The sequence below is a fragment of the Streptomyces sp. NPDC043726 genome, from assembly GCF_056436565.1.
On the sequence record NZ_JBWKCI010000003.1, the window covers coordinates 1 to 23,143 of the forward strand.

Annotated in this window: 23 protein-coding genes; 9 read left to right on the forward strand and 14 right to left on the reverse strand. The window is 71.5% G+C overall.

The annotated features are described in order from the left end of the window. Positions 1–605: 605 nt before the first annotated feature. Positions 606–1,625: a tryptophan--tRNA ligase gene (trpS, locus tag AC068Z_RS08955; protein WP_478553794.1), complete on the forward strand. Its 1,020-nt coding sequence runs from the start codon at positions 606–608 to the stop codon at positions 1,623–1,625. A 49-nt stretch (positions 1,626–1,674) separates the two neighbouring features. On the opposite strand, the gene proC is transcribed toward trpS, so the two are convergent. From proC to AC068Z_RS08970, 3 genes are all read right to left on the reverse strand, one after another. Further along, entirely contained in the window at positions 1,675–2,487 is an 813-nt protein-coding gene (proC, locus tag AC068Z_RS08960) for a pyrroline-5-carboxylate reductase (protein ID WP_478553796.1), read from the reverse strand. 120 nt (positions 2,488–2,607) lie between these two features. Then, complete coding sequence (locus AC068Z_RS08965; RefSeq protein ID WP_478553797.1) at positions 2,608–3,408, reverse strand: ABC transporter permease; 801 nt, start codon at positions 3,406–3,408, stop codon at positions 2,608–2,610. Further along, the gene (locus AC068Z_RS08970; protein ID WP_478553799.1) at positions 3,405–4,223 is read right to left on the reverse strand and encodes an ABC transporter ATP-binding protein; all 819 of its coding nucleotides are present in this window, start codon (positions 4,221–4,223) and stop codon (positions 3,405–3,407) included. The genes AC068Z_RS08965 and AC068Z_RS08970 overlap by 4 nt, the downstream gene beginning before the upstream one ends. A 191-nt stretch (positions 4,224–4,414) precedes the next feature. On the opposite strand from AC068Z_RS08970, the gene AC068Z_RS08975 reads away from it, so the two are divergent. Further along, positions 4,415–4,648 carry an STAS domain-containing protein gene (locus tag AC068Z_RS08975; RefSeq protein ID WP_478553801.1) on the forward strand — a complete coding sequence of 78 codons (234 nt, stop codon included), beginning with the start codon at positions 4,415–4,417 and terminating at the stop codon, positions 4,646–4,648. On the opposite strand, the gene AC068Z_RS08980 is transcribed toward AC068Z_RS08975, so the two are convergent. The 5 genes from AC068Z_RS08980 to AC068Z_RS09000 form a co-directional block, all read right to left on the reverse strand. Continuing rightward, entirely contained in the window at positions 4,612–5,379 is a 768-nt protein-coding gene (locus tag AC068Z_RS08980; RefSeq protein ID WP_478553803.1) for a class I SAM-dependent methyltransferase, read from the reverse strand. The genes AC068Z_RS08975 and AC068Z_RS08980 overlap by 37 nt on opposite strands. 57 nt (positions 5,380–5,436) lie before the next feature. Next, positions 5,437–5,949: an EamA/RhaT family transporter gene (locus AC068Z_RS08985; protein ID WP_478553805.1), complete on the reverse strand. Its 513-nt coding sequence runs from the start codon at positions 5,947–5,949 to the stop codon at positions 5,437–5,439. 41 nt (positions 5,950–5,990) lie between these two features. Next, positions 5,991–6,332 (reverse strand): SH3 domain-containing protein, encoded by a 342-nt coding sequence (locus tag AC068Z_RS08990; RefSeq protein WP_478553807.1) that lies wholly within the window; start codon positions 6,330–6,332, stop codon positions 5,991–5,993. Between the two features lie 26 nt (positions 6,333–6,358). Beyond that, positions 6,359–6,574, reverse strand: a complete 216-nt coding sequence (locus AC068Z_RS08995; RefSeq protein ID WP_478554528.1) for a peptidase — start codon at positions 6,572–6,574, stop codon at positions 6,359–6,361. 106 nt (positions 6,575–6,680) lie between these two features. Beyond that, positions 6,681–7,016: an SH3 domain-containing protein gene (locus AC068Z_RS09000; protein ID WP_478553809.1), complete on the reverse strand. Its 336-nt coding sequence runs from the start codon at positions 7,014–7,016 to the stop codon at positions 6,681–6,683. A gap of 181 nt (positions 7,017–7,197) precedes the next feature. Between AC068Z_RS09000 and AC068Z_RS09005 the strand changes: the two genes are divergently transcribed. Next, the gene (locus tag AC068Z_RS09005) at positions 7,198–9,297 is read left to right on the forward strand and encodes a serine/threonine-protein kinase (RefSeq protein WP_478553811.1); all 2,100 of its coding nucleotides are present in this window, start codon (positions 7,198–7,200) and stop codon (positions 9,295–9,297) included. 60 nt (positions 9,298–9,357) lie between these two features. Here AC068Z_RS09005 and ilvD read toward each other — a convergent pair whose 3' ends face one another. The 4 genes from ilvD to AC068Z_RS09025 all read right to left on the reverse strand — a co-directional run bounded on the left by ilvD (position 9,358) and on the right by AC068Z_RS09025 (position 14,015). Beyond that, a complete protein-coding gene (gene ilvD, locus AC068Z_RS09010) occupies positions 9,358–11,211 on the reverse strand; it encodes a dihydroxy-acid dehydratase (RefSeq protein WP_478553813.1) in 1,854 nt (617 codons plus the stop codon). Between the two features lie 121 nt (positions 11,212–11,332). Then, the gene (locus AC068Z_RS09015; RefSeq protein ID WP_478553814.1) at positions 11,333–11,947 is read right to left on the reverse strand and encodes a TetR/AcrR family transcriptional regulator; all 615 of its coding nucleotides are present in this window, start codon (positions 11,945–11,947) and stop codon (positions 11,333–11,335) included. Further along, entirely contained in the window at positions 11,944–12,768 is an 825-nt protein-coding gene (locus AC068Z_RS09020) for a sugar phosphate isomerase/epimerase family protein (RefSeq protein ID WP_451722938.1), read from the reverse strand. Before AC068Z_RS09020 ends, AC068Z_RS09015 begins: the two co-directional genes overlap by 4 nt. A gap of 314 nt (positions 12,769–13,082) precedes the next feature. Beyond that, the gene (locus AC068Z_RS09025) at positions 13,083–14,015 is read right to left on the reverse strand and encodes a Ppx/GppA family phosphatase (protein ID WP_478553817.1); all 933 of its coding nucleotides are present in this window, start codon (positions 14,013–14,015) and stop codon (positions 13,083–13,085) included. Between the two features lie 83 nt (positions 14,016–14,098). On the opposite strand from AC068Z_RS09025, the gene AC068Z_RS09030 reads away from it, so the two are divergent. Beyond that, entirely contained in the window at positions 14,099–14,947 is an 849-nt protein-coding gene (locus tag AC068Z_RS09030) for a DUF3109 family protein (protein ID WP_478553819.1), read from the forward strand. 12 nt (positions 14,948–14,959) lie between these two features. Here the strand turns inward: AC068Z_RS09030 and AC068Z_RS09035 are convergent, their stop codons facing one another. After that, positions 14,960–16,708 (reverse strand): BACON domain-containing protein, encoded by a 1,749-nt coding sequence (locus tag AC068Z_RS09035; RefSeq protein ID WP_478553821.1) that lies wholly within the window; start codon positions 16,706–16,708, stop codon positions 14,960–14,962. Between the two features lie 248 nt (positions 16,709–16,956). Here AC068Z_RS09035 and radA point away from each other — a divergent pair, with 248 nt between their 5' ends. Further along, a complete protein-coding gene (radA, locus tag AC068Z_RS09040; RefSeq protein WP_478553823.1) occupies positions 16,957–18,366 on the forward strand; it encodes a DNA repair protein RadA in 1,410 nt (469 codons plus the stop codon). Between the two features lie 81 nt (positions 18,367–18,447). After that, on the forward strand, positions 18,448–19,572 hold the full coding sequence (gene disA / locus AC068Z_RS09045; protein WP_451722929.1) for a DNA integrity scanning diadenylate cyclase DisA: 1,125 nt from the start codon (positions 18,448–18,450) through the stop codon (positions 19,570–19,572). Between the two features lie 108 nt (positions 19,573–19,680). Here the strand turns inward: disA and AC068Z_RS09050 are convergent, their stop codons facing one another. Then, positions 19,681–20,505 (reverse strand): hypothetical protein, encoded by an 825-nt coding sequence (locus AC068Z_RS09050; protein WP_478553824.1) that lies wholly within the window; start codon positions 20,503–20,505, stop codon positions 19,681–19,683. A gap of 226 nt (positions 20,506–20,731) precedes the next feature. Between AC068Z_RS09050 and AC068Z_RS09055 the strand changes: the two genes are divergently transcribed. The 3 genes from AC068Z_RS09055 (at position 20,732) to AC068Z_RS09065 (ending at position 23,094) form a co-directional block, all read left to right on the forward strand. Beyond that, positions 20,732–21,658, forward strand: coding sequence for an HhH-GPD family protein (locus tag AC068Z_RS09055; protein ID WP_478553825.1), 927 nt, complete (start codon positions 20,732–20,734; stop codon positions 21,656–21,658). A gap of 237 nt (positions 21,659–21,895) precedes the next feature. Beyond that, positions 21,896–22,435: a SigE family RNA polymerase sigma factor gene (locus AC068Z_RS09060; protein WP_478554529.1), complete on the forward strand. Its 540-nt coding sequence runs from the start codon at positions 21,896–21,898 to the stop codon at positions 22,433–22,435. Then, positions 22,423–23,094: a hypothetical protein gene (locus tag AC068Z_RS09065; RefSeq protein WP_478553826.1), complete on the forward strand. Its 672-nt coding sequence runs from the start codon at positions 22,423–22,425 to the stop codon at positions 23,092–23,094. Before AC068Z_RS09060 ends, AC068Z_RS09065 begins: the two co-directional genes overlap by 13 nt. The last annotated feature ends 49 nt before the right edge of the window (positions 23,095–23,143 follow it).

Here is a 23,143-nt window from a genome sequence, read left to right on the forward strand (position 1 = left end):
CCCTTCGTTCTTGCGTTTCCGACTCTATCAGATCTTTCCGATCCGATTTCCTCGGTGCTTTCCAGGTTCTCGCTTTCGCGTTTCCCTTTCCGGCGGTTCTGACTCTATCAGATCCTTTCGGCGTCTGATTCCCAGTCAGTGGGGGTTGTCTTCCCGGCCGTTGCGGGCCCGTTCCGACGAGTGAGACTTTAGCGGATTCCCGGCTCCCGAGCTAATCGGGGGCTGCGTCCTTTCGAACGTGGATTCCTCATTTCGCAAATACGCATGCCAATGGCACGACGGCAGACAGTTCGACTGTCGTCGATTGTTGGTTGGGACTTGCGGAATGGCTGTCCGGGGACCGACCGGAGTCGACGCTCACGTCGGACAACTCGGAGAACAGTACGGACCACGTCGAGTCGTGTCAACTCCCGCCCGAGCGGGACCCTCGGGGCGTACTCTGAGGTCCATGACAACGCGTACGTGCACCCAGCTGTGGTGGGCCGCCTGACGGCGGCCGTACTCACGTATGCACTCAACGGCCGCCGCCCTCGGCGGCCGTTCTCGTTTCTCCCTCCAGAGGGTCGGCCGGCCGGGGACGGCGGTCTCGACCAGGAGGTGGAGAGATGACGCGGGTCTTCAGCGGGGTCAAGCCGACCGGGCATCTGACGCTGGGGAACTACCTCGGCGCCATGCGGCGCTGGGCGGAGGTCGACCAGCACCGGGCCGACGCGCTGTTCTGCATCGTCGATCTGCACGCCCTCACCGTGGAGCACGATCCGGCGCGGGTGCGCAGGCTGAGTCGGCAGGCGGCGACGCTGTTGCTCGCGGCGGGGCTGGATCCGGCGCTGTGCACGGTGTTCGTACAGAGTCATGTGGACGAACACGCGCGGCTGTCGTACGTGCTGGAGTGCGTGGCCACGGACGGCGAGATGCGGCGGATGATCCAGTACAAGGAGAAGGCCGGGCGGGAGCGGGAGCGTGGTGGGAGTGTGCGGCTGTCGCTGCTCACCTATCCGGTGCTGATGGCGGCGGACATCCTGGCGTACGGCAGTGACGAGGTGCCGGTCGGGGACGACCAGGCGCAGCATGTGGAGCTCACGCGGGATCTGGCGGTGCGGTTCAACCAGCGCTACGGGAACACGTTCGTGGTGCCGCGGGCCACGCATCCGGCGGTGGCGGCGCGGGTGATGAACCTGCAGGAGCCGACGTCGAAGATGGGCAAGAGCGATGACGTCGGGCCGGGGATCGTCTATCTGCTGGACGAGCCGGACGTGGTGCGGAAGAAGGTCATGCGGGCGGTCACCGACAGCGGGCGGGAGGTCGTCTACGACCGTGAGGGGCGCCCTGGCCTGGCGAATCTGCTGGAGATCCTCGCGGCGTGCACGGGTGGGAACCCCTCGGACCTGAGCGGTGTATATGAGTCGTACGGCGCACTGAAAAAGGACACCGCGGAGGCCGTCGTGGAGGTTCTCAGGCCCGTGCAGGAGCGGCACAGGGAACTGTGCGCTGATCCTGGCTATGTGGAGGGGGTGCTGCGTGATGGTGCGGAGAGGGCTCGGGCGATGGCCCGGCCGACCGTGGACGCCGCGTATCGGGCGATCGGGCTGCTGCCTGCGGCTTCGGATATCGCCGTGACCGCGTAGGGCTGCCGTTCCGGGCCGCCCTCGTCTCGGTGAGGGCGGCCTGGGGTCGTCAGCTGTTGTTGCCGGAGGCCAGTTCGCGGCTGCGGTCGCGGGCGGCTTCGAGGGCGGCGATGAGGGCGGCCCGTACGCCGTGGTTCTCCAACTCGCGGATGGCGTTGATGGTGGTCCCGGCGGGCGAGGTGACGTTCTCGCGGAGCTTGACGGGGTGCTCGCCGCTGTCGCGGAGCATCGTGGCTGCGCCGATCGCGGACTGGACGATCAGGTCGTGGGCCTTGTCGCGGGGCAGGCCGAGCAGGATGCCGGCGTCGGTCATGGCCTCGACCAGATAGAAGAAGTACGCCGGACCCGAGCCGGAGAGGGCGGTGCAGGCGTCCTGCTGGGACTCGGGGACGCGGAGGGTCTTGCCCACGGCGCCGAAGATCTCCTCGGTGTGGGCGAGGTGGTTCTCGGTGGCGTGGCTGCCGGGAGAGATCACGGACATGGCCTCGTCGACGAGGGCGGGGGTGTTCGTCATGACACGGACGACGGGGGTGCCCGCGGTGAGGCGCTCCTCGAAGAAGGAGGTGGGGATGCCTGCGGCGCCGCTGATGACCAGCCGGTCGGCGGGGACGTGCGGGGCGAGTTCGTCGAGGAGGGTGCCCATGTCCTGCGGCTTGACCGTGAGGATCAGGGTGTCGGCGGTCTTGGCGGCTTCCGGGTTGCTGACCGGGGTGACTCCGTAGCGCCGGTGGAGTTCCTCGGCGCGGTCCTGGCGGCGGGCGGTGACGAGGAGGTCGTCCGGGCCCCAGCCTGCTCGGAGCATTCCGCCGAGCAGGGCTTCGCCGATCTTGCCGGTGCCGAGGACTGCGACTTTCTGAGTCATGGCTGGGGTGCCCTCCGGGGTTGCGTCGTCCGGTGTTCATCCTCCCATCGGGGGCTTGAGTGTGGGTTGGGTGTCCGGTGGGCGGGACGTGGGTGGGGCGTCGGTGGGTGCTGTGGCCGGCTATGCCGTGCGGCGGCGCAGGGTGGCGGCGCCCAGGGTGAGGACGAGGAGCGCGCAGCCGGCCACGATCAGCGCGTCGCGGACGAAGGCGGCCGTCATGTCGGTGTGCTTGAGGACTTCGTTCATGCCGTCGACGGCGTAGGACATGGGGAGGACGTTGGAGATGGCTTCCAGGGCGGGGTGCATCTCGGAGCGCGGGGTGAACAGGCCGCAGAGGAGGAGCTGGGGGAAGATCACGGCCGGCATGAACTGGACCGCCTGGAACTCGGAGGCGGCGAAGGCGGAGACGAAGAGACCGAGTGCGGTGCCGAGGAGTGCGTCGAGGAGGGCGACCAGGAGGAGCAGCCAGGGGCTGCCGGTGACGTCCAGACCGAGGCCCCACAGGGCGAGGGCAGTGGCGAGGACGGACTGGACGATCGCGATGGTGCCGAAGGCGAGGGCGTAGCCGGCGATCAGGTCGCCCTTGCCGAGGGGCATGGCGAGCAGGCGTTCCAGGGTGCCGGAGGTGCGTTCGCGCAGGGTGGCGATGGAGGTGACCAGGAACATCGTGATCAGCGGGAAGATCCCGAGGAGTGATGCGCCGATGTTGTCGAAGGTGCGCGGGTTGCCGTCGAAGACGTAGCGCAGCAGGAAGAGCATCACGCACGGGACGAGGATCATCAGCGCGATGGTGCGCGGGTCGTGGCGGAGCTGGCGCAGGACCCGGGCGGCGGTGGCGGTGGTGCGGGAGAGGTTCAGGGCGCTGGTCGGGGCGGGGGTGACGGTGCCGGTCGTCCCGGGTGTGCGGGTGGTGGTGCTCATCGGGTGGTCTCTTTCTCGCGGGCGGCGGCCGCGACCGCCTCGTCGACCAGGTGCAGGAAGGCCGCTTCGACGGTTTCGGAGTCGGTGCGGGTGCGCAGGGCGTCGGGGGTGTCGTCGGCGAGGATCCGGCCCTCGCGCATGAGGAGGAGGCGGTGGCAGCGCTCGGCCTCGTCCATGACGTGGGAGGAGATGAGGAGGGTGGCGCCGCGTCGGTCGGCGATGTCGTGGAAGAGGTTCCACAGGTCGCGGCGCAGGACGGGGTCGAGGCCGACGGTGGGTTCGTCGAGGACGAGGAGTTCGGGGGTGCCGAGGAGCGCGACGGCGAGGGAGACCCGGCTGCGCTGGCCGCCGGAGAGGTTGCCGGCGAGGGCGTCGGCGTGGCTGGTGAGGTCGACGTCCTCGATGGCGCGGGTGACGTTCTCGTGGCGTTGGTCGGCGGCTCCGTGGCCGGGGGCGAGGATCGCCGCGAAGTATTCGAGGTTCTGGCGGACCGTCAGGTCGTCGTAGACGGAGGGGGCTTGGGTGACGTAGCCGATGAGGGTGCGCAGTTTGGGGTGTCCGGCGGGGCGGCCGAGGACGTCGAGGGTGCCGGTGACCTTGGCCTGGGTGCCGACGATCGAGCGCATGAGGGTCGATTTGCCGCAGCCGGAGGGCCCCAGGAGGCCGGTGATCTGGCCGCGCGGGACGGTGAAGTCGAGGGAGCGCAGGACGGTGCGCGGGCCACGGGCGACGGTGAGGCCTTCGGCGCGGACGGCTGGGGTGTCGCGGTCGGGGGGTGTTCCGGTGGCCGGTGGGTCGGACTTGATATTCATCATGTGCTGATTAACCCTCCGGCGGAGGGGTGCCGTCAAGTGGTGGCGCACGTTGGTCTGGGCGCGTGCAGGCGTGATCGGAGGCGGGTGGTCCGCTTTGTGCGCTCCGTCTTGGTCCGGCCGTCGGCCGGGCCTCGGTGTGTGGCGGGTCGGGGTGCGCGGGCTGTGGGAGTCGGTGCGGGTGTTATGTGCGGGTGGGGACCGGGGACGAGGGGGGCGCCGGGATCGTCGTACGGGTGCAGGGCCACGTCACGTTCCTGCGGCTGCCGAAGCTGTGGGACGCCTTGGAGGCGCTGCCCCGCGACCGTGCGGTGCGGCTGGAGCTGGGTGGGCTGCGGCATCTGGACCACGCGTGTGCCGCGGCCCTGGAGGGGTGGGCCGCGGCGCGCGGTCAGGAGTTGAGGGCGACGATCAGTTCGACGTCGTAGATCTCCTCGACGATGCCGTCCTGGAACGTCGTCAGGAGGCGCGCCCGCTCCTCGGTGAGGAAGGTGGCGCTCGCCTCCTCACCGGCGACCAGGAACATCGAGTGGCTGCCTATGTTGGCGAGATGGGTGTCGACGGGGACGCGGCGGCTCCAGCGGACCACGCGCCGGGTGAAGTCGAAGCGGCCGTCGGGGTCGGAGCCGCGGGCGCTGCTGCCGTTCTTCTCCACGACGGGGTCGACGCCGAAGAAGGTCTCGATGCGCTGGGCCTGGGCGACGATCCACGGGACGTCGAGGGCGTAGGTGTTCCACCACAGGGCGAGCGCGCCGCCGGGGCGCAGGACGCGTTGGGCCTCCGGGATCGACCGCGCCGGGTCGGTCCAGTGCCAGGCCTGGGCGGCGGTGAGGAAGTCGGCGCAGGAGTCGGCGAGGGGGAGGGTGTTGCCGTTGCCCCGGACGATCGGGATACCGGGGTGCGCCCGGCGGAACTGGGCCGCCATGCCGTCGCCGGGTTCCACGGCGATCACCTCGGCGCCGCGGGCGTGCAGCAGGGCGGTGGCGATGCCCGTGCCGGCCCCGACGTCCACGACGCGCGCTCCGGCGAGGGGGCGGCCGGCCAGTTCCTCGACGGTGTCGAAGAGGGCGGGCGGGTAGGAGGGGCGGTTGGCGGCGTACTGGGCCGCGGCCGCGTTGAAGGAGTGGGCGCGGGTGGAGTGGGAGGAGGCAGCCGTCATACGGCCATGGTGGAGGGGGGTGAGCCGTCGGGCGGTGAGTTTGCGTAAGAGGGCGGCTCAGGAGCGGCGGCGCTTCTTCGACGGGTTGCCGGAGCGGCGGGTGGTCCGCTTGGCGTACTGCTCCCGGGCCGTCTCGTACTCCTCGCGGTGGAGCTTCTCGCCGGGGGCCTCGGTGAGGGAGCGGAAGAAGTAGGCGAGGAGGGAGCCGACGAAGCCGATGGCCAGCAGGCCGCGGAGGGAAGCCTGGCGGGCGGGGTCGGGGCGTTTGCCGAAGCCATCCCAGGTGTTGCGGAAGGCGAGGGCGCTGCAGATCGCGAACATCACGATCATCAGCGTCGTGACGAGGCCGCCGACCGCGGCGATCTGGAGGCCCTGGTAGGCGAAGCGCAGGACCAGGCAGGAGATCACCGCGGCGGCGAGCGACCCGACGGCCACGCCGATACGGCGGCCGGTGTACCCGTCGGTGTGGTCGACCCAGCTCGTGCCGAAGAAGCGGATGGGTTCGGGCCGGGGTCCCGTGGTCGGGGCCGTGGCCGGGGCCGGGGCCGGGGTGCCTGTCTCGTCGCTCACCCGTCGATTATGACTCCGCCCGGCCACGGGCCCCGCGGGGGTCAGGCGCAGCGCGGACGGATGTAGCCGTCGGTGCCCGTCTTCACGTAGGCGTCCGAGACGTACTCGCCGTTGGCGATGTTGTCCCAGATGTTGGAGGTGCCGTACGGGCCCGTCACCGTCGTGCCCGGCGACTGACAGTAGATCGCGACCTTGGCGCCGACGGGCAGGGTGCGCACGATGGGGTACTCCGTGCCGGGGCCTCGTCGCACATTGAGCTGGACGCCCGGGGCGACGTCGTAGTACGTGACGGCGCTGGCGGTGGGCGACACCCCCAGCACCATGAGGAACGCCCCGGCGACGGTTCCGCCGAGGAGGAGGGATCTACGGCTGCGCGGTGTCATGTTCGGTGGGGTTCCTTGTCGTCGGTTCAGCCGCAGCGGGAGGCCACGTAGCCGTCACTGCCGGTTTTCACGTACGCGTCCGAGACGAACTCGCCGTTGCTGATGTTGTCCCAGATGTTCGAGGTGCCGTACGGGCCGGTCACGGTCGTACCGGGCATCTGGCAGTAGATCGGGACGCGGGAGCCCTCGGGCAGCACACGCACGATGTCGTAGTTGGTGCCGGGGCCGTTGCGGACGTTCAGCCGGGTGAAACGCCGAGCACCATGAGAAGGGCGCCGACGGCAGCCGCGAGCAGGGCGGCTGCCCGTCTGCGAGAGATCATGCGTGTCCTCTGATCGGCAGAGAGAGTCAGTTCGCGCAGCGCGGGCGGACGTAGCCGTCGCTGCCCGTGTTCACGTAGGCGTCGGACACGAACTCGCTGTCGTCGATGTTGTCCCAGATGTTCGTGGTGCCGTACGGGCCGGTCACGGTCGTGCCCGGGGTCTGGCAGAAGATCGGCACCTTGGCGCCCTCGGGGAGGACGCGGGTGACGGGATAGTTGGTGCCGGGTCCGCGGCGGACGTTCAGGCGGACGCCCGGGGCGACCGAGTAGTAGCGCAGCACGGTCTCCGCGGCCAGGCCTGCGGCTTCCTTCGCGTCCCCGGTCTCCGTCTCGGGCACCTCGTCGATGCGGTCAACAGACATGAGAGTCCTCCCCCGTTGCGTCCCATGGAAGTCATGGGCCCCGTTGATTCCCCCGAATCACGCCAAGAAACACGCGTACGTAATTCGCACACAGAGGCTAGCAAGCCGCCTCTGTCTCGTACGTGTCATCGACTAGGCTCCCTGCGTCGCGCGCGCGGACGAACAGCACGGGGGTGGTCCCATGGCGCCACAGCGGAACGCCGGAGCGGGCGCGGAAGCGGAACTTCCCGAGTACGCCGGTCACTACCGTCTTGAGTCCTGCCTCGGCTCCGGCGGCATGGGAGTCGTACACCTGGCGCGCAGCACCTCCGGGATGAAGCTCGCGGTGAAGGTCATCCATGCCGAGTTCGCCCGGGACCGCGAGTTCAGGGGGCGGTTCCGGCAGGAGATAGCCGCCGCCCGACGCGTCAGCGGCGCCTTCACCGCGTCCGTCGTGGACGCCGACCCGGAGGCCGAACGGCCTTGGATGGCCACGCTGTTCATCCCCGGGCCGACACTCTCCGACCAGGTGAAGCGGAACGGTCCGATGTCCCCGGAGCAGTTGCGCCGGCTGATGGCCGGGCTGGCCGAGGCGCTGCGGGACATCCATCGGGTCGGGGTCGTGCACCGGGACCTGAAGCCGAGCAACGTGCTGCTCGCCGACGACGGGCCGAAGGTCATCGACTTCGGCATTTCTCGGCCAAAGGACAGCGAACTGCGGACCGAGACGGGGAAGTTGATCGGGACGCCGCCGTTCATGGCACCCGAGCAGTTCCGGCGGCCGCGCGAGGTGGGGCCGGCCGCGGACATCTTCGCGCTGGGGTCGGTCATGGTGCACGCGGCGACGGGACGGGGGCCGTTCGACTCGGACAGTCCGTACGTCGTCGCCTACCAAGTCGTCCATGACGAGCCCGACTTGACCGGCGTACCGGAGAATCTCGGGCCGCTGATCCAGCGGTGTCTGGCCAAGGAGCCCGAGGACCGTCCCACGCCGGACGAGTTGATGCGGGAACTGCGGTCGGTGGCGGCCTCGTACGACACACAGGCGTTCATCCCGGCCCAGCGGGCGAGTGACGAGCCGGGACCGCCGCGCCCCCCGGCTGCCGAGAAGCCTGAGGTGCGGCGCTTCGGGAAGTTCCTGGGTCGGCGGGCCGCCCTGGCCGCGGTCGTCGCGGCGCTCATGGTGGGCGGGACGATCACGGCGGTGCATCTGGTCGGCGGCAGTGCCCCGGCCCCGGACGGAGGCGCTGCCCGAAAGGCCTCGGCCCTGTTCCGTCCCTGGGAGACCGAGTCGGTGTCCGGCACGCCGAACGCGCCCCACTGCTCCTACGGCGCCGGCCAGTTGCTCTGTGCGCAGGCAGGCGTGGTGTTCGCCCTCGATCCGCTCGACGGGCGGCTGCTGTGGCGCCACACCGTCCCGGGGGAATGGACCGGGCCGCCGGTCGTCGCCGGTGGCCTCGTGCAGCCGTGGGCGGACATGAGCCGCAGGCTGGAGGCGCTCGACCCGGCCACGGGCACGTCCCGCTGGCGGCAGGACATGCCGGCGTACAGCGGGCTGACGTACGCGGGCGACAGCCTCCTGCTCACCCGTACCGACGGCACGGTCACCGGTGTCGACGGCACGTCGGGTGTCCAGCGGTGGAGCCGCCGGATACCCGGGCACAAGATGCCCTACTTCGTCTCCTATCCCGGGGACCCGCTGGCCTACGCCGTGACCAGGGCAGAGAACGGCACGACCACACAGGTCACGGCGGTTGATCCGGAATCCGGCGAGGTGCGGTGGGAGGCGCGGCTGCGCGGTGCGCTGGAGCCGGTCGGCACGGCCGACGGGTCGGTCTTCTTCACGTCCCTCGGCAAGGTCTACGGCGACGCACAGGCAGTGCTCCGCTACACGCCCGGCACCACGACCTCCCAGCGTGTGAGCTTGCCCGTACCGGTCGAGCAGGCGCATGCCACCGTGCGGGAGAACGTCGTCTACCTGATGGGCGGCGGCGGATCGCTGGTGGCCGTCGACATGGCCGCGGGCAAGCAGCGGTGGAGCCTGGAAACCGGGGTGAGCCGGGGCTCGACCCCGGTGGCCGACGATCGGCACGTGTACGTCTCCGCGCCGGACGGCCGGCTGATCGCCGTGGCCGTCGACGACGGCAGGCTCGCCGGACAAACGTCCCCGCGGCTCGGCACGGGCACGGAGCAGGTCGCGGCCGGACTGCCCGTCCCGGTGGTGGTCGGCGACCGCGTCTACGCCTCCGCCCCCGACGGCACCGTCTTCGCCAAGGACACCCGGGACCCCGCCGCCTGGTGACATGGCGAGGGGCCACCCGGAAGAGCGGGTGGCCCCAGACCGTCGAGGTGCCGGAGGTGTTCAGCCCAGCTTGGTCACGTCGCGCACCGCGCCCTTGTCCGCGCTGGTGGCCATCGCGGCGTAGGCCCGGAGAGCCGCCGAGACCTTGCGTTCGCGGTTCTTGGGGGCGTACACGCCGTTCAACGCCTGCTCGCGGCGGGCGAGTTCCGCGTCGTCGACGAGCAACTCGATCGAGCGGTTCGGGATGTCGATGCGGATCCGGTCGCCGTCCTCGACGAGCGCGATCGTGCCGCCGCCCGCCGCCTCCGGGGAGGCGTGGCCGATGGACAGGCCGGAGGTGCCGCCGGAGAAGCGGCCGTCGGTGACGAGGGCACAGGCCTTCCCGAGGCCGCGGCCCTTGAGGTACGAGGTCGGGTAGAGCATCTCCTGCATGCCGGGACCGCCCTTGGGGCCCTCGTACCGGATGACGACGACGTCGCCCTCCTTCACCTGCTGCGCCAGGATCTTCCGCACGGCCTCTTCCTGCGACTCGCAGACGACCGCCGGTCCCTCGAAGGTCCAGATGGACTCGTCGACACCGGCCGTCTTCACGACGCAGCCGTCGACCGCGAGGTTGCCGCGCAGCACCGCGAGGCCGCCGTCCTTCGAGTACGCGTGCTCCGCGCTGCGGATGCAGCCGCCCTCGGCGTCCTCGTCCAGCGCCTCCCAGCGCTCGGACTGCGAGAAGGCCTCCGCGGACCGGACGCACCCGGGCGCCGCGTGCCACAGCTCCACGGCCTCCGCCGAGGGGGAGCCGCCCCGCACGTCCCACGTCTTCAGCCAGTCCGCCAGTGACGGGCTGTGCACGGCGTGCACGTCCTCGTTCAGCAGCCCCGCGCGGTGGAGTTCGCCCAGCAGGGCGGGGATACCGCCCGCGCGGTGCACGTCCTCCATGTAGTACGTGCGGTCCTTGGCGACGTTCGGGGCCACCTTCGCCAGGCAGGGGACCCGGCGGCTGACCGCGTCGATCTCCTCCAGGCCGAAGGGCACGCCCGCCTCCTGGGCGGCGGCGAGCAGGTGCAGGATCGTGTTGGTGGAGCCGCCCATCGCGATGTCCAGGGCCATGGCGTTCTCGAAGGCCCGGAAGGTGGCGACGTTGCGGGGCAGGACGGTGTCGTCGTCCTGCTCGTAGTAGCGGCGGGTGATGTCCATGACCGTCTGCGCCGCGGCGACGTACAGCTGTTTACGGGCCGTGTGCGTCGCCAGGACCGAGCCGTTGCCGGGCAGGGACAGGCCGATGGCCTCGGTGAGGCAGTTCATCGAGTTGGCGGTGAACATGCCGGAACAGCTGCCGCACGTCGGACAGGCGTTCTCCTCGATACGGAGGATGTCCTCGTCCGAGATCTTGTCGTTCACCGCGTCGGAGATCGCGTCGACCAGGTCGAGCGTACGGACCGTGCCGTCGACCAGCGTCGCGCGGCCGGACTCCATGGGGCCGCCGGAGACGAAGACCGTGGGGATGTTCAGCCGCAGTGCGGCGTTCAGCATGCCCGGGGTGATCTTGTCGCAGTTGGAGATGCAGACCAGGGCGTCGGCGCAGTGGGCCTCGACCATGTACTCGACCGAGTCCGCGATCAGGTCGCGGGACGGGAGGCTGTACAGCATGCCGCCGTGGCCCATCGCGATGCCGTCGTCCACGGCGATCGTGTTGAACTCGCGCGGGATGCCGCCCGCCTCGCGGATCGCCTCGCTGACGATCCGGCCGACCGGCTGCAGATGGGTGTGACCCGGCACGAACTCGGTGAAGGAGTTCGCGACCGCGATGATCGGCTTACGGCCGATGTCCGCACCCGGTACACCGGAGGCGCGCATAAGGGCGCGGGCGCCCGCCATGTTGCGGCCGTGGGTGACTGTGCGGGACCTCAGCTCGGGCATCGTCGCTCGCTCCTTCAGACAGATAGGGCTGCTATCGAGCGTACGCCGCTCGTCCAGGCCCCGGACACGGTGTCCGGAATACGGGACACACGTCTCGCCATGCCGACTGCGGGTCAGGCACCTACGGCCTGGTGAGGTGCCCCTGCACGACGGGGGCCACCCGCGCGACGATCTGCTCGGGATCCGCCGAGGCCAGCGGCTCGATCTTGATGACGTACCGCAGCATGGCGACGCCCACGAGCTGGGCGGCGGCGAGTTCGGCGCGCAGGTCGGCGTCCGGGAGGTCGAGCTGCTCCACGATCCGGCGGAGCAGCTGCGCGGAGATCAGCTTGCGGAAGACGGCGGCCGCGGTCTCGTTGTTCACGGCCGAGCGCACGATCGCCAGCAGCGGCGCCCTGGTCACCGGGTTCTCCCAGAGACCGAGGATCATCCGGGTCAGCCGTTCGCCGACGCCGTCGAGGGGGCCGTCGAGGATGGAGTCGCGGGCCCTGAACGCGGGCGCGAAGGCGACCTCCACGGCCGCCTCGAAGATCTGTTCCTTGGTGCCGAAGTAGTGGTGCACCAGCGCGGAGTCGACGCCGGCCGCCTTGGCGATCCCGCGCACGGAGGTCTTCTCGTATCCCCGCTCGGAGAACTCCTCGCGGGCCACGGCCAGGATCCGGGCACGGGTGTCGGCGGCTTCGCTGCGCGTACGGCGGCCCCGGCCCCTGCGCGGTGCCGCTGCGGTGTCGCTCACGGCCGGGGCACCTTCACCGCGGAGGCCAGATGCAGCCGGGTGAACGCCAGGGCCTCGGCGAGGTCGGCCTCCCGCTCGGCGCTGGACATGGCGCGACGGGTGTTGACCTCGATGACGACATGGCCGTCGAACCCAGTGAGGGCGAGCCGCTCCAGCACCTCGGCGCACGGCTGGTCGCCCCGCCCGGGAACCAGGTGCTCGTCCTTGGCCGATCCCCGCCCGTCCGCGAGGTGCACATGCCCCAGCCGGTCGCCCATACGGTCGATCATATGAAGGGCGTCGGTGCGGGCGGTCGACGTATGGCTGAGATCGATCGTGAAGTGACGGTAGTCGTCCTTCGTGACGTCCCAGTCGGGCGCGTACGCGAGCATCTCGCGGTCCCGGTACCGCCACGGGTACATGTTCTCGACGGCGAACCGCACATCCGTCTCGTTCGCCATGCGCCAGATTCCGGCGACGAAGTCCCGCGCGTACTGGCGCTGCCAGCGGAACGGAGGGTGCACGACGACCGTGCTCGCGCCGAGCTTCTCGGCCGCGGCCTGGGCCCGCTGGAGCTTGGTCCACGGGTCGGTGGACCACACGCGCTGGGTGATGAGCAGGCAGGGGGCGTGCACGGCGAGGATCGGGATCCGGTGGTAGTCGCTGAGCCGGCGCAGCGCCTCGATGTCCTGGCTGACGGGATCGGTCCACACCATGACCTCGACACCGTCGTACCCGAGGCGCGCGGCGATCTCGAAGGCCGTCGCCGTCGACTCCGGATAGACCGAGGCCGTCGACAGAGCGACCTTCGCATCCGGGATGCGCACCACTGGTTCTGCCACGAGGGACAGAGTACGGGGCCTCACCGGACACCGGGGAGCGCGAGCCCGAGCGATGCCGACGGCCCGCGAGAACCGGCCAGTAAGCCCCTGCACACGCGCATACAGGGCATTTGCCTCGCACACACGTGCCCCGGCAGCACCCGAGCCGACGGCTCACGAGGACCCACGGGGTGGCACACCTCACGCACCGAGCACGGCTCCGGGTACCGAGCACGGATCCCGGTGTCGAGCACGGATCCCGGTGTCGAGCACGACTCCCGGTACCGGGCAGCGACTCCAGGCTCAGGGCACAGGTCCGGGCACCCGCCAAGGCGTCACACGGCGGGCATATGGTCCAGCCGCCGGAGGATGACGCCCTCCCGCAGCGCCCAGGGGCAGATCTCCAGCGTCTCCACGCCGAACAGATCCATCGCGCCCTCCGCGACGAGCGCCCCCGCGAGCAGCTGCCCCGCCCGTCCTTCGGACACCCCGGGAAGCTCCGCCCGCTCCGCCGTGGTCATCCCCGAGAGCTGCGGCACCAGGGCCTCCAACGACCCCCGCTTCAGCTCGCGCTGGACGTACAGCCCCTCCGCGGAACGGGCCGCTCCGGCGATACGGGCGAGCTGCTTGAACGTCTTCGACGTGGCCACGACATGATCGGGCCGCCCGAACCGGCTGAACTCCCCCACCGTCCGCGCGATCTGGGCCCGGACGTGCCGACGCAGGGCCCGTATGTCCTCGGCCGCCGGCGGATCGCCCGGCAGCCACCCCGCGGTGAGCCGCCCCGCCCCCAGCGGCAGCGACACCGCCGCGTCCGGCTCCTCGTCGATCCCGTACGCGATCTCCAGCGACCCGCCCCCGATGTCCAGCACCAGCAGCTTCCCCGCCGACCAGCCGAACCAGCGGCGAACGGCCAGAAACGTCAGCCGGGCCTCCTCGGCCCCCGTGAGGACCTGGAGCTCCACGCCGGTCTCGGCCTTCACGCGCGCGAGGACGTCGTCCGCGTTGCTCGCCTCCCGCACCGCGGACGTGGCGAACGGCAGCAGGTCCTCCACGCCCTTGTCCTCGGCGGCCTGCAGCGCCTCCTTCACCACGGAGATCAGCTTGTCGACCCCGTCGGACCCTATGGCCCCGCTCTCGTCGAGCAGCTGGGCAAGGCGCAGGTCCGCCTTGTGCGAGTGTGCCGGCAGCGGGCGCGCGCCGGGGTGCGCATCCACGACCAGCAGATGCACCGTGTTAGATCCCACGTCGAGGACACCGAGTCTCATGTACGGCACGCTACTGCCCGCCGAGCCGGGCACCTCCCCCGGAGCTGTCCCTGCCGAGGTCTCGGGCGACTTACCCTGGACGCGTGCCAAAGACGAAAAAGGCGAAGGACCAGAAGACGGCCAAATCATCCGGCGATTCGTCGAAGGTGAAGCCGTCGAAGAGGGCGCAGCAGGCCGCGGCTGCCGACGAGAAGGGGCTGGACTTCGCCCGCGCATGGGTGGAGTTCCCCGATCCGGCAGACGACGAGCAGATCTTCCGGTGCGATCTGACATGGCTGACCTCTCGTTGGAACTGCATCTTCGGCAGCGGCTGCCAGGGCATCCAAGCAGGCCGCGCGGACGATGGCTGCTGCACTCTGGGCGCCCACTTCTCGGACGAGGACGACGAGAAGCGGGTGGCCGAGCATGTGGCGAGGCTCACGCCGGAGATCTGGCAGCACCACGACGAGGGCCTGGAGCACGGCTGGATCTCGGAGGACGAGGACGGCGACCGCCAGACCCGCCCCTACAACGGCTCGTGCATCTTCCAGAACCGCCCCGGGTTCGCGGGCGGGGCGGGCTGCTCGCTGCACATCCTCGCCCTGAAGGAGGGCCGCGAGCCGCTGGAGACCAAGCCGGACGTCTGCTGGCAGCTGCCGGTCCGGCGGACCTACGACTGGATCGACCGCCCCGACGACACGCGTGTGCTCCAGGTCTCCATCGGCGAGTACGACCGCCGCGGCTGGGGTCCGGGCGGCCATGACCTGCACTGGTGGTGCACGTCGGCGACCTCGGCACACGGCGCCGGCGATCCGGTCTACGTCTCCTACCGCGCGGAGCTGACCGAGCTGATGGGCAAGGCGGGCTACGACCGCCTGGTCGAGCTGTGCGAGGAGCGGCTGGCCTCGCAGCTGCCGTTGCTGGCACCGCATCCCGCGGACCCGGTGGTCTGAGGGCCCGAAGGGCTAGGACGTGGACGGGCTCGGGTCGCCGCTGCCACTGGGCGGCGGCGACGAGCCGGACGGATCCCCCGACTCGGACGGCGGCGGGTCCGGGTCCGACGAAGAGGGCGGCGGATCGCTGGGCGTGGGCTCGGTGGGCGCCGGATCGGTGGGCGTGGGGTCCGGGGACGTCGGCGGCGGGTCGCTGGGCGTGGGCTCGGTGGGTCCGGTCGGCTCCGGATCTGGGCTCCCCGGCCCGGGGTCGGAGGGCACCGGATCGGACGGGCCGGGCGCGGTGCCGTACCCCTCGATACGGACGACGGCACCGGCGGGCGCCACGGCGACCCGCGCGGTCCAGTACCCGGACGGTTCGCGCAGCGGATCGACGTACACCTTGATCGTCAACGACTCGCCCGGGTCGAGGGTTCCCGAGGAGCGGCTCAGGTAGAGCCAGGCGGCACCGGTCGTGGCGGACCACCGCACCGGAGCGTCACCGGTCGCCCGGAGGGTGATGAGCGTGGTGTCCCCAAGGTGGTCCGCCGTGACGTCGAGCTGTCCCGCGCCCGGCTTCCCGGCGCCGGTGACGCTGATGACCTCGACGGTGACATCGGGCCCGCCGTCCTTGGCGTGCCGGCCGCCGGGGCGGGCGCTGGCGTTGCCGGCGTTCTCGTAACCGCCGTCCGTGGCCTCGCCGTCGAGGGCGTCCGGGCCGTGCGCCTCGCTCGCGCTGGCCGAGTGCCCCTCGGCGCCCTCGCCGGTCGGCGTCCCCCGGTAGGCGGCCCACAGGGCGAGCACGGGCGCGGCGACGACGGTGGCGACGACGGTCGTGGTGACGGCCCGCGCGCGGAGGCGGTCCCTGCGGGCGGCCCGGTCCTTGGGGTCCATCGGGAAGCCGCGCCGGTCGAAGCGGGGGGCGGTGCCCCGCGCGCGGGGGACGTGCGCCATGGCGACGTGCAGGGCCGCGCGGGGTGCCTCGAGGACGGGCAGTTCGGCGGGGGTGACGGAGGCGCCGGGCCAGCGGCCGGGCACGGCGCGCTCGGCCGTACGGCGGCAGCGGGGGCAGTCGTCGACGTGGCGGACCAGCTCCCGGCGCAGGGCCGTGCTGAGGACGAGCTGGTGGTCGCCGGTGAGGCGGGCCACGCTCGGGCAGGTGCCGGTCTCGACCACGGCGAGGGCCGCGCGGGTGCGCTCCACCTCGCAGGCGGCGGAGGCGAGGAGTTCGCGCGCGACGGCGAGGTCCATGCCGAGGACGGCGGCGACCTCGTGGGCGGCGAGGTGGTGGCGTACGGCGAGTTCGAGCGCCTCGCGCTGTTCGGGGGTGGTGCCGGCCGCCTCCGGCCAGGCGAGCAGGGCGAGTTGGCGCCTGCGGTCCTCCTGGACCTGCTCGGAGACGGGCGGGACGGGGGGCCTGCGGTGCGCGTCGGTGCGGCCGGCGGCGTGCGTGGCCTGACGTTTCTGCTTGGCCTCGGCCAGCTTGCGCAGGCAGGACCAGCGGGCGAGCGCGTACAGCCAGGCGCGGCGGTCGGCGGCGGACTCCGGGACGCGCTGTCCGCGGCGCTCGGCGAGGGCGAGGACGTCGCCGAGGGCGGCGGTGGCCGCGTCGTGGTCGCACAGCACGGAGAGGCAGTAGGTGAACAGGCCGTCCAGGTACGGCTCGTACCTGGCGGGCGGTCGCTGTGCCAGAGTGCGCGCGGCCCGCCGGTCGCGCGCCTCCCGGTGCGCTCGGTGTGCGCCGGTGGTGCGGGTGGTGGTCTCCGGACTGCTGCTCTTCACCCGTGGACCGTAGGCGGGTCGGGGTGGCGGCTTCTTCCACCTTGAGCACTTTTAATCCGTACGGGTGAAACGATCCCTCAATAGGGGACAGGAGCGCCGGATTCCGTGGCCGGAACGGGGTGGCGGTGGCCGGTTCCGCGTGGTGAACGGGGTGGACGCGGGGGCCGCCCCCGCGGCACGACCGCCCGCGGGCCTCGTCGGACACGGCGACGACGGCGTTGTCAGTGGCGCCCTATACCGTTCCGTCCATGGCTGCCCGTACGAAGACCGCCAAGGAGCGTCCGTCCTACCGCTGCACCGAGTGCGGCTGGCAGACGGCCAAGTGGCTCGGTCGGTGCCCCGAGTGTCAGGCCTGGGGGACGATCGAGGAGTACGGCGCGCCCGCGGTCCGTACGACGGCGCCGGGGCGTGTCACGACGTCCGCGCTGCCGATCGGGCAGGTCGACGGGCGGCGGGCGACCGCCCGCTCCACCGGCGTGCCCGAGCTGGACCGGGTCCTCGGCGGCGGTCTGGTGCCCGGCGCCGTCGTGCTGCTCGCGGGCGAGCCCGGCGTCGGCAAGTCCACGCTGCTGCTGGACGTCGCCGCCAAGTCGGCCAGCGACGAGCACCCCACCCTGTATGTCACCGGCGAGGAGTCGGCGAGCCAGGTGCGGCTGCGCGCCGACCGCATCAAGGCCCTCCACGATCATCTCTATCTCGCCGCCGAGACCGATCTGGCGGCCGTGCTCGGGCACTTGGACGCGGTCAAACCGTCCCTGCTGATCCTCGACTCCGTGCAGACCGTGGCCTCGCCGGAGATCGACGGCGCGCCCGGCGGCATGGCGCAGGTGCGGGAGGTGGCGGGCGCCCTGATCCGGGCCTCCAAGGAGCGCGGGATGTCGACGCTCCTCGTGGGCCATGTCACCAAGGACGGCGCCATCGCGGGCCCCCGCCTGCTGGAGCACCTGGTGGACGTCGTCCTGCACTTCGAGGGCGACCGGCACGCGCGCCTGCGCCTGGTCCGCGGCGTCAAGAACCGCTACGGCGCCACCGACGAGGTCGGCTGCTTCGAACTGCACGACGAGGGCATCACGGGCCTCGCCGACCCAAGCGGACTTTTCCTGACCCGTCGTGACGAACCGGTCCCCGGCACCTGTCTGACGGTCACCCTGGAGGGCCGCCGCCCCCTGGTCGCCGAAGTGCAGGCGCTCACCGTCGACTCGCAGATCCCCTCCCCCCGCCGCACCACCTCGGGCCTGGAGACCTCCCGGGTCTCGATGATGCTCGCCGTCCTGGAACAGCGCGGCAGGATCAGCGCCCTGGGCAAAAGGGACATCTACTCCGCGACGGTCGGCGGAGTGAAGCTCTCCGAGCCCGCCGCCGACCTCGCCATCGCGCTCGCGCTGGCCAGCGCCGCGAGCGACACCCCGCTGCCCAAGAACCTCGTCGCGATCGGCGAGGTGGGCCTCGCGGGCGAGGTCAGACGGGTCACCGGGGTCCAGCGCCGGCTGGCCGAGGCGCACCGTCTCGGCTTCACGCACGCGCTCGTGCCGGGCGATCCGGGCAAGGTCCCGGCCGGGATGAAGGTGCTGGAAGTCGCGGACATAGGGGACGCCCTCAGGGTCCTTCCGCGCTCGCGTCGACGAGAGGCCCCACGGGACGAGGAGGACCGCCGGTAGACTTTGCCCTGGTCTCGCCCGTCCGTACGAACCGAGTGTGCGAAACGGGAGCGCCCCAGAACCTGCGACCGGAGGAGTGCAGTGGCAGCCAACGACCGGGCAGCGGCTCCCGGAAAGTCCGGTGGGAGCGCCGGTACCGATGGCCTGATGCGCGCCTCACTGAGCGCCGTGGCACCCGGCACGGCCCTGCGCGACGGCCTCGAGCGGATCCTCCGCGGCAACACCGGAGGGCTCATCGTGCTGGGCTCCGACAAGACCGTCGAGGCCATGTGCACGGGCGGATTCGTGCTGGACGTCGAGTTCACGGCGACCCGGCTGCGGGAGCTGTGCAAGCTGGACGGCGGCATCGTGCTCTCCTCGGACCTGTCGAAGATCCTGCGCGCGGGCGTGCAGCTGGTGCCGGATCCGACGATCCCCACCGAGGAGACGGGCACCCGGCACCGTACGGCGGACCGGGTCAGCAAGCAGGTGGGGTTCCCGGTCGTCTCCGTCTCGCAGTCGATGCGGCTGATCGCGCTGTACGTCGACGGGCAGCGGCGCGTGCTGGAGGACTCCGCGGCGATCCTGTCCCGCGCGAACCAGGCGCTGGCCACCCTGGAGCGCTACAAGTTGCGGCTCGACGAGGTCGCGGGCACGCTGTCGGCACTGGAGATCGAGGACCTGGTGACGGTCCGGGACGTCTCGGCGGTGGCGCAGCGTCTGGAGATGGTGCGCCGGATCGCCACCGAGATCGCCGAGTACGTGGTGGAGCTCGGTACGGACGGGCGGCTGCTCGCGCTGCAGCTGGACGAGTTGATCGCGGGCGTGGAGCCCGAGCGCGAGCTGGTGGTGCGGGACTACGTGCCCGAGCCGACGGCGAAGCGTTCCCGTACGGTCGATGAGGCGCTGTACGAGCTGGACGCGCTGAGCCACGCGGAGCTGCTGGAACTGTCCACGGTGGCCCGGGCGTTGGGTTACACCGGGTCGCCCGAGGCACTGGACTCCGCGGTGTCGCCGCGTGGGTTCCGGCTGCTGGCGAAGGTGCCGCGGCTGCCCGGGGCGATCATCGACCGGCTGGTGGAGCACTTCGGCGGCCTGCAGAAGCTGCTCGCCGCGAGCGTGGACGACCTCCAGACAGTGGACGGCGTCGGCGAGGCCCGCGCGCGGAGCGTGCGCGAGGGGCTGTCGCGGCTGGCGGAGTCGTCGATCCTGGAGCGGTACGTCTAGCCCGCGCAACTCACGGGCGACCGGCCCCCGGCCTGCGCTCAGTCCGCCTGAGCCCAGCACCCCGGCCTGCGCTCAGTCCGCCTGAGCCCAGCACCCCGCGGCCTGCGCTCAGTCCTTCTCCAGCACGAACGACGTCTGCGCCTTCGCGAAGCCCGGAGTCGTGGCTTCCACCAGGTAGGTGCCCGCCACGGCCGAACCCGCCGGAGGTGTGGCGCACTCGGGGGCGCTCGGCTTGCGGTCCCACTTCACCGTGTAGGTGACGCTGCTGTCGGCGGCGACCCGGAAGACCAGACTTCCCGCGGTCCTGGGGCAGTCCGCGGAGGACCAGTAGTCGTCATCGCCGCCGGCCTCAGTGATCGTCAACACCGCGTTCTTCGGGCCGAGATCGACCTTGCAGTCGCCGCCGGAGGAGTTCGTGGCGGTGAGTTCGAGGGTGGGGGTCTCGCCGGGCCCGTACGTGTTGCGCGCGCTGCGCACCGTCAACTTCACGGCACCGGCGGTGCAGTTGGGCAAGGAGGAGCCCGCCGGAAGCGCGTCGCCCGCCCCGACACCCGTACCGGCCGCCGAACCGCCGCCGCCCGCGCTGCCGTCGGAACCCGAACCCGTACCGGAGCCGCCGTCGGAACCGGAGCCGTCGCCCGGCCCGGACCCGGAGCTGTCCCCGGACCCCGACCCTTCGTCGTCCGACTCGTCCCGCCCGCCCGGCGCTTCACTGATCGCGGGACCGGAGCCGGAGGGGCCCGGCGTGATCGTCGAGGGGGCGGGATTCTTGCCGTTGCTTCCATCCGCGCCGTTCTTGTCTCCCCCGCCGCCCGAGGTGACCACCCAGGCGATCAGCAACGCCAACAGGGCGAGCACGGACAGCAGTACGGCCCTCCGTCGCCAGTAGATGGAGGAGGGAAGCGGCCCGACCGGATTGCGCAGAGATCCCACGGCGCAAACTGTACGAGAGATCGGCGCGTTACCTTGCCCCACCCGCCGCCCCGGCCACAACTTTTCCGGATCATCATCCCGGCACGCCGCCCCAACGGGCGCTCCCACCCGCGTTCTTCGTCGGGGCACGCCCCACGGGGGGCCGCCGCCGAGGGACGCCGCCATACCCCCAAGGGGTGGCGGTGCCGCCCTCCGGGGCGTCGCGCATGGCAGGATCGGTAAGGCCATGACTGTGCCCACGAAGCCCCACGTTCACCCGGAGCACGCCGATTCGCCCAAGGGCGAGCCGCTGCACGCTCCTGTCATCGACTGGTTCGACGAGCACGCCCGGGATCTGCCCTGGCGGCGGCCCGAGGCCGGGCCGTGGGGGGTGATGGTCAGCGAGTTCATGCTCCAGCAGACCCCGGTGAACCGCGTCCTGCCCGTCTACGAGCAGTGGCTGACCCGCTGGCCGCGCCCCGCCGACCTGGCCGCCGAGGCGCCCGGCGAGGCCGTCCGTGCCTGGGGCCGGCTCGGCTATCCGCGCCGCGCGCTGCGGCTGCACGGCGCCGCGGTGGCGATAGCTGAACGGCACGGCGGTGACGTACCGACCGATCACGCGCAGCTCCTCGCGCTGCCCGGCATCGGCGAGTACACGGCGGCCGCCGTCGCCTCCTTCGCGTACGGGCAGCGGCACCCGGTGCTCGACACGAACGTCCGCCGGGTCTTCGCCCGCGCGGTCACCGGCGTGCGGTACCCGCCGAACGCCACCACCGCCGCCGAGCGCAGGCTCGCCCGCGCGCTGCTGCCCGAGGACGTGCCGACGGCCGCGCGCTGGGCCGCCGCCTCCATGGAACTGGGCGCGCTGGTGTGCACGGCGAAGAACGAGTCGTGCCACCGCTGTCCGATCGCCGCGCAGTGCGCCTGGCGGCTCGCGGGCAAGCCGGAGCACGAGGGCCCGCCGCGCCGCGGCCAGACCTACGCCGGCACCGACCGCCAGGTCCGCGGCAAGCTGCTCGCCGTACTGCGCGAAGCCCACGCGCCCGTGCCGCAGGCGGCCCTGGACCGCGTGTGGCACGAGCCGGTGCAGCGGGCCCGCGCGCTGGACGGGCTCGTCGCCGACGGGCTGGTGGAGCCGCTGCCCGGCGCTCTGTACCGGTTGCCCGCCGGCTGACCGCCCCGCGTTCTGTATCGGTTGCCCGCCGGCTCACCGCCCGGCAAATCGCCCCGAACCGGAGCGATCCGGTGCCCTCCTTTACCCCTGGCCTACTTCCGTTACACAACCGACGGACAGCCGATTGCCAGCCGCAGGCTGCTTCGGACAGCGCCGTGACAACGCCTCCGTAGCTTCTGTTGCGTGCCCGACGGGGTGGCACGCAACGAAGTTCACGGGGAATCGGAGGCGGTCAACATGGCGCAGGGCGAGGTGCTCGAGTTCGAGGAGTACGTCCGCACCCGGCAGGAGGCGCTGCTGCGCAGTGCCCGCCGGCTGGTCCCGGACCCCGTGGACGCCCAGGACCTCCTCCAGACGGCGCTGGTACGGACGTACGGCCGCTGGGAGACCATAGAGGACAAGCGGCTCGCGGACGCCTACCTGCGCCGCGTCATGATCAACACGCGGACCGAGTGGTGGCGGGCCCGCAAGCTGGAGGAGGTCCCGACCGAGCAGCTCCCGGACGCCTCGGTCGACGACTCCACCGAGCAGCACGCGGACCGCGCCCTGCTGATGGACATCATGCGGGTGCTCGCCCCCAAGCAGCGCAGTGTGGTCGTGCTGCGACACTGGGAGCAGATGTCCACGGAGGAGACGGCCGCCGCCCTCGGCATGTCGGCCGGAACGGTCAAGAGCACGCTGCACCGGGCGCTCGCCCGGCTCCGTGAGGAGCTGGAGAGCCGCGATCTGGACGCACGCGCGCTGGAGCGTGAGGAGCGGGAGCGTTGCGCGGCCTAGCCACTGAGGCCACACGGGCGGCCGGGGCACGGGGGACTTCCCGGGCGGTGATCACGGCGCTGGCCGTGTTCGCCGCCCTCGGCCTTTTCGTGTCCGCCTGCGCCACGGGCGGCACCGGCGCCCGCGACGAGGGCCCGGCGCACGACGAGTCGGCGGCGGGCGCCGCCGTCGTCCCCTCGGCGTCCCCCGCCCCCGCGTCGACCGGCCGTCCCGGGCAGGCGGAGGTGGTCCGGCTGATCAAGTCGGATCCGCGGGTGTCGCAGGAGGTCAAGAGCGACCTCCAGCCGTGCGTCGCGGACGACTACCCCATCGACACCTCCTACGGCGACCTCACCGGCGGATCCTCCGAGGACGTCGTGGTCAACGTCCTGACCTGCGGAGACGGCGTCGGTGTGGGCTCGTACGTGTATCGCGAGCAGAACGGCACGTACGAGAACGTCTTCAAGGCCGAGGAGCCGCCGGTCTACGCGCAGATCGACCGGGGCGATCTGGTGGTGAGCAAGCAGGTGTACGAGAAGGGCGACCCGGTGTCGAGCCCGTCCGGCGAGAACGTGATCACGTACCGCTGGCGCGAGGGCCGCTTCGCCCAGGAGTACTTCTGGCACAACGACTACGGCACGGTCGTCGGCGAGGAACCCTCACCGGTTCCGGAGACCTGAGTGAACCGATCGGACCACCTGGCCCGATCATCTTGTACGACTCACTTGT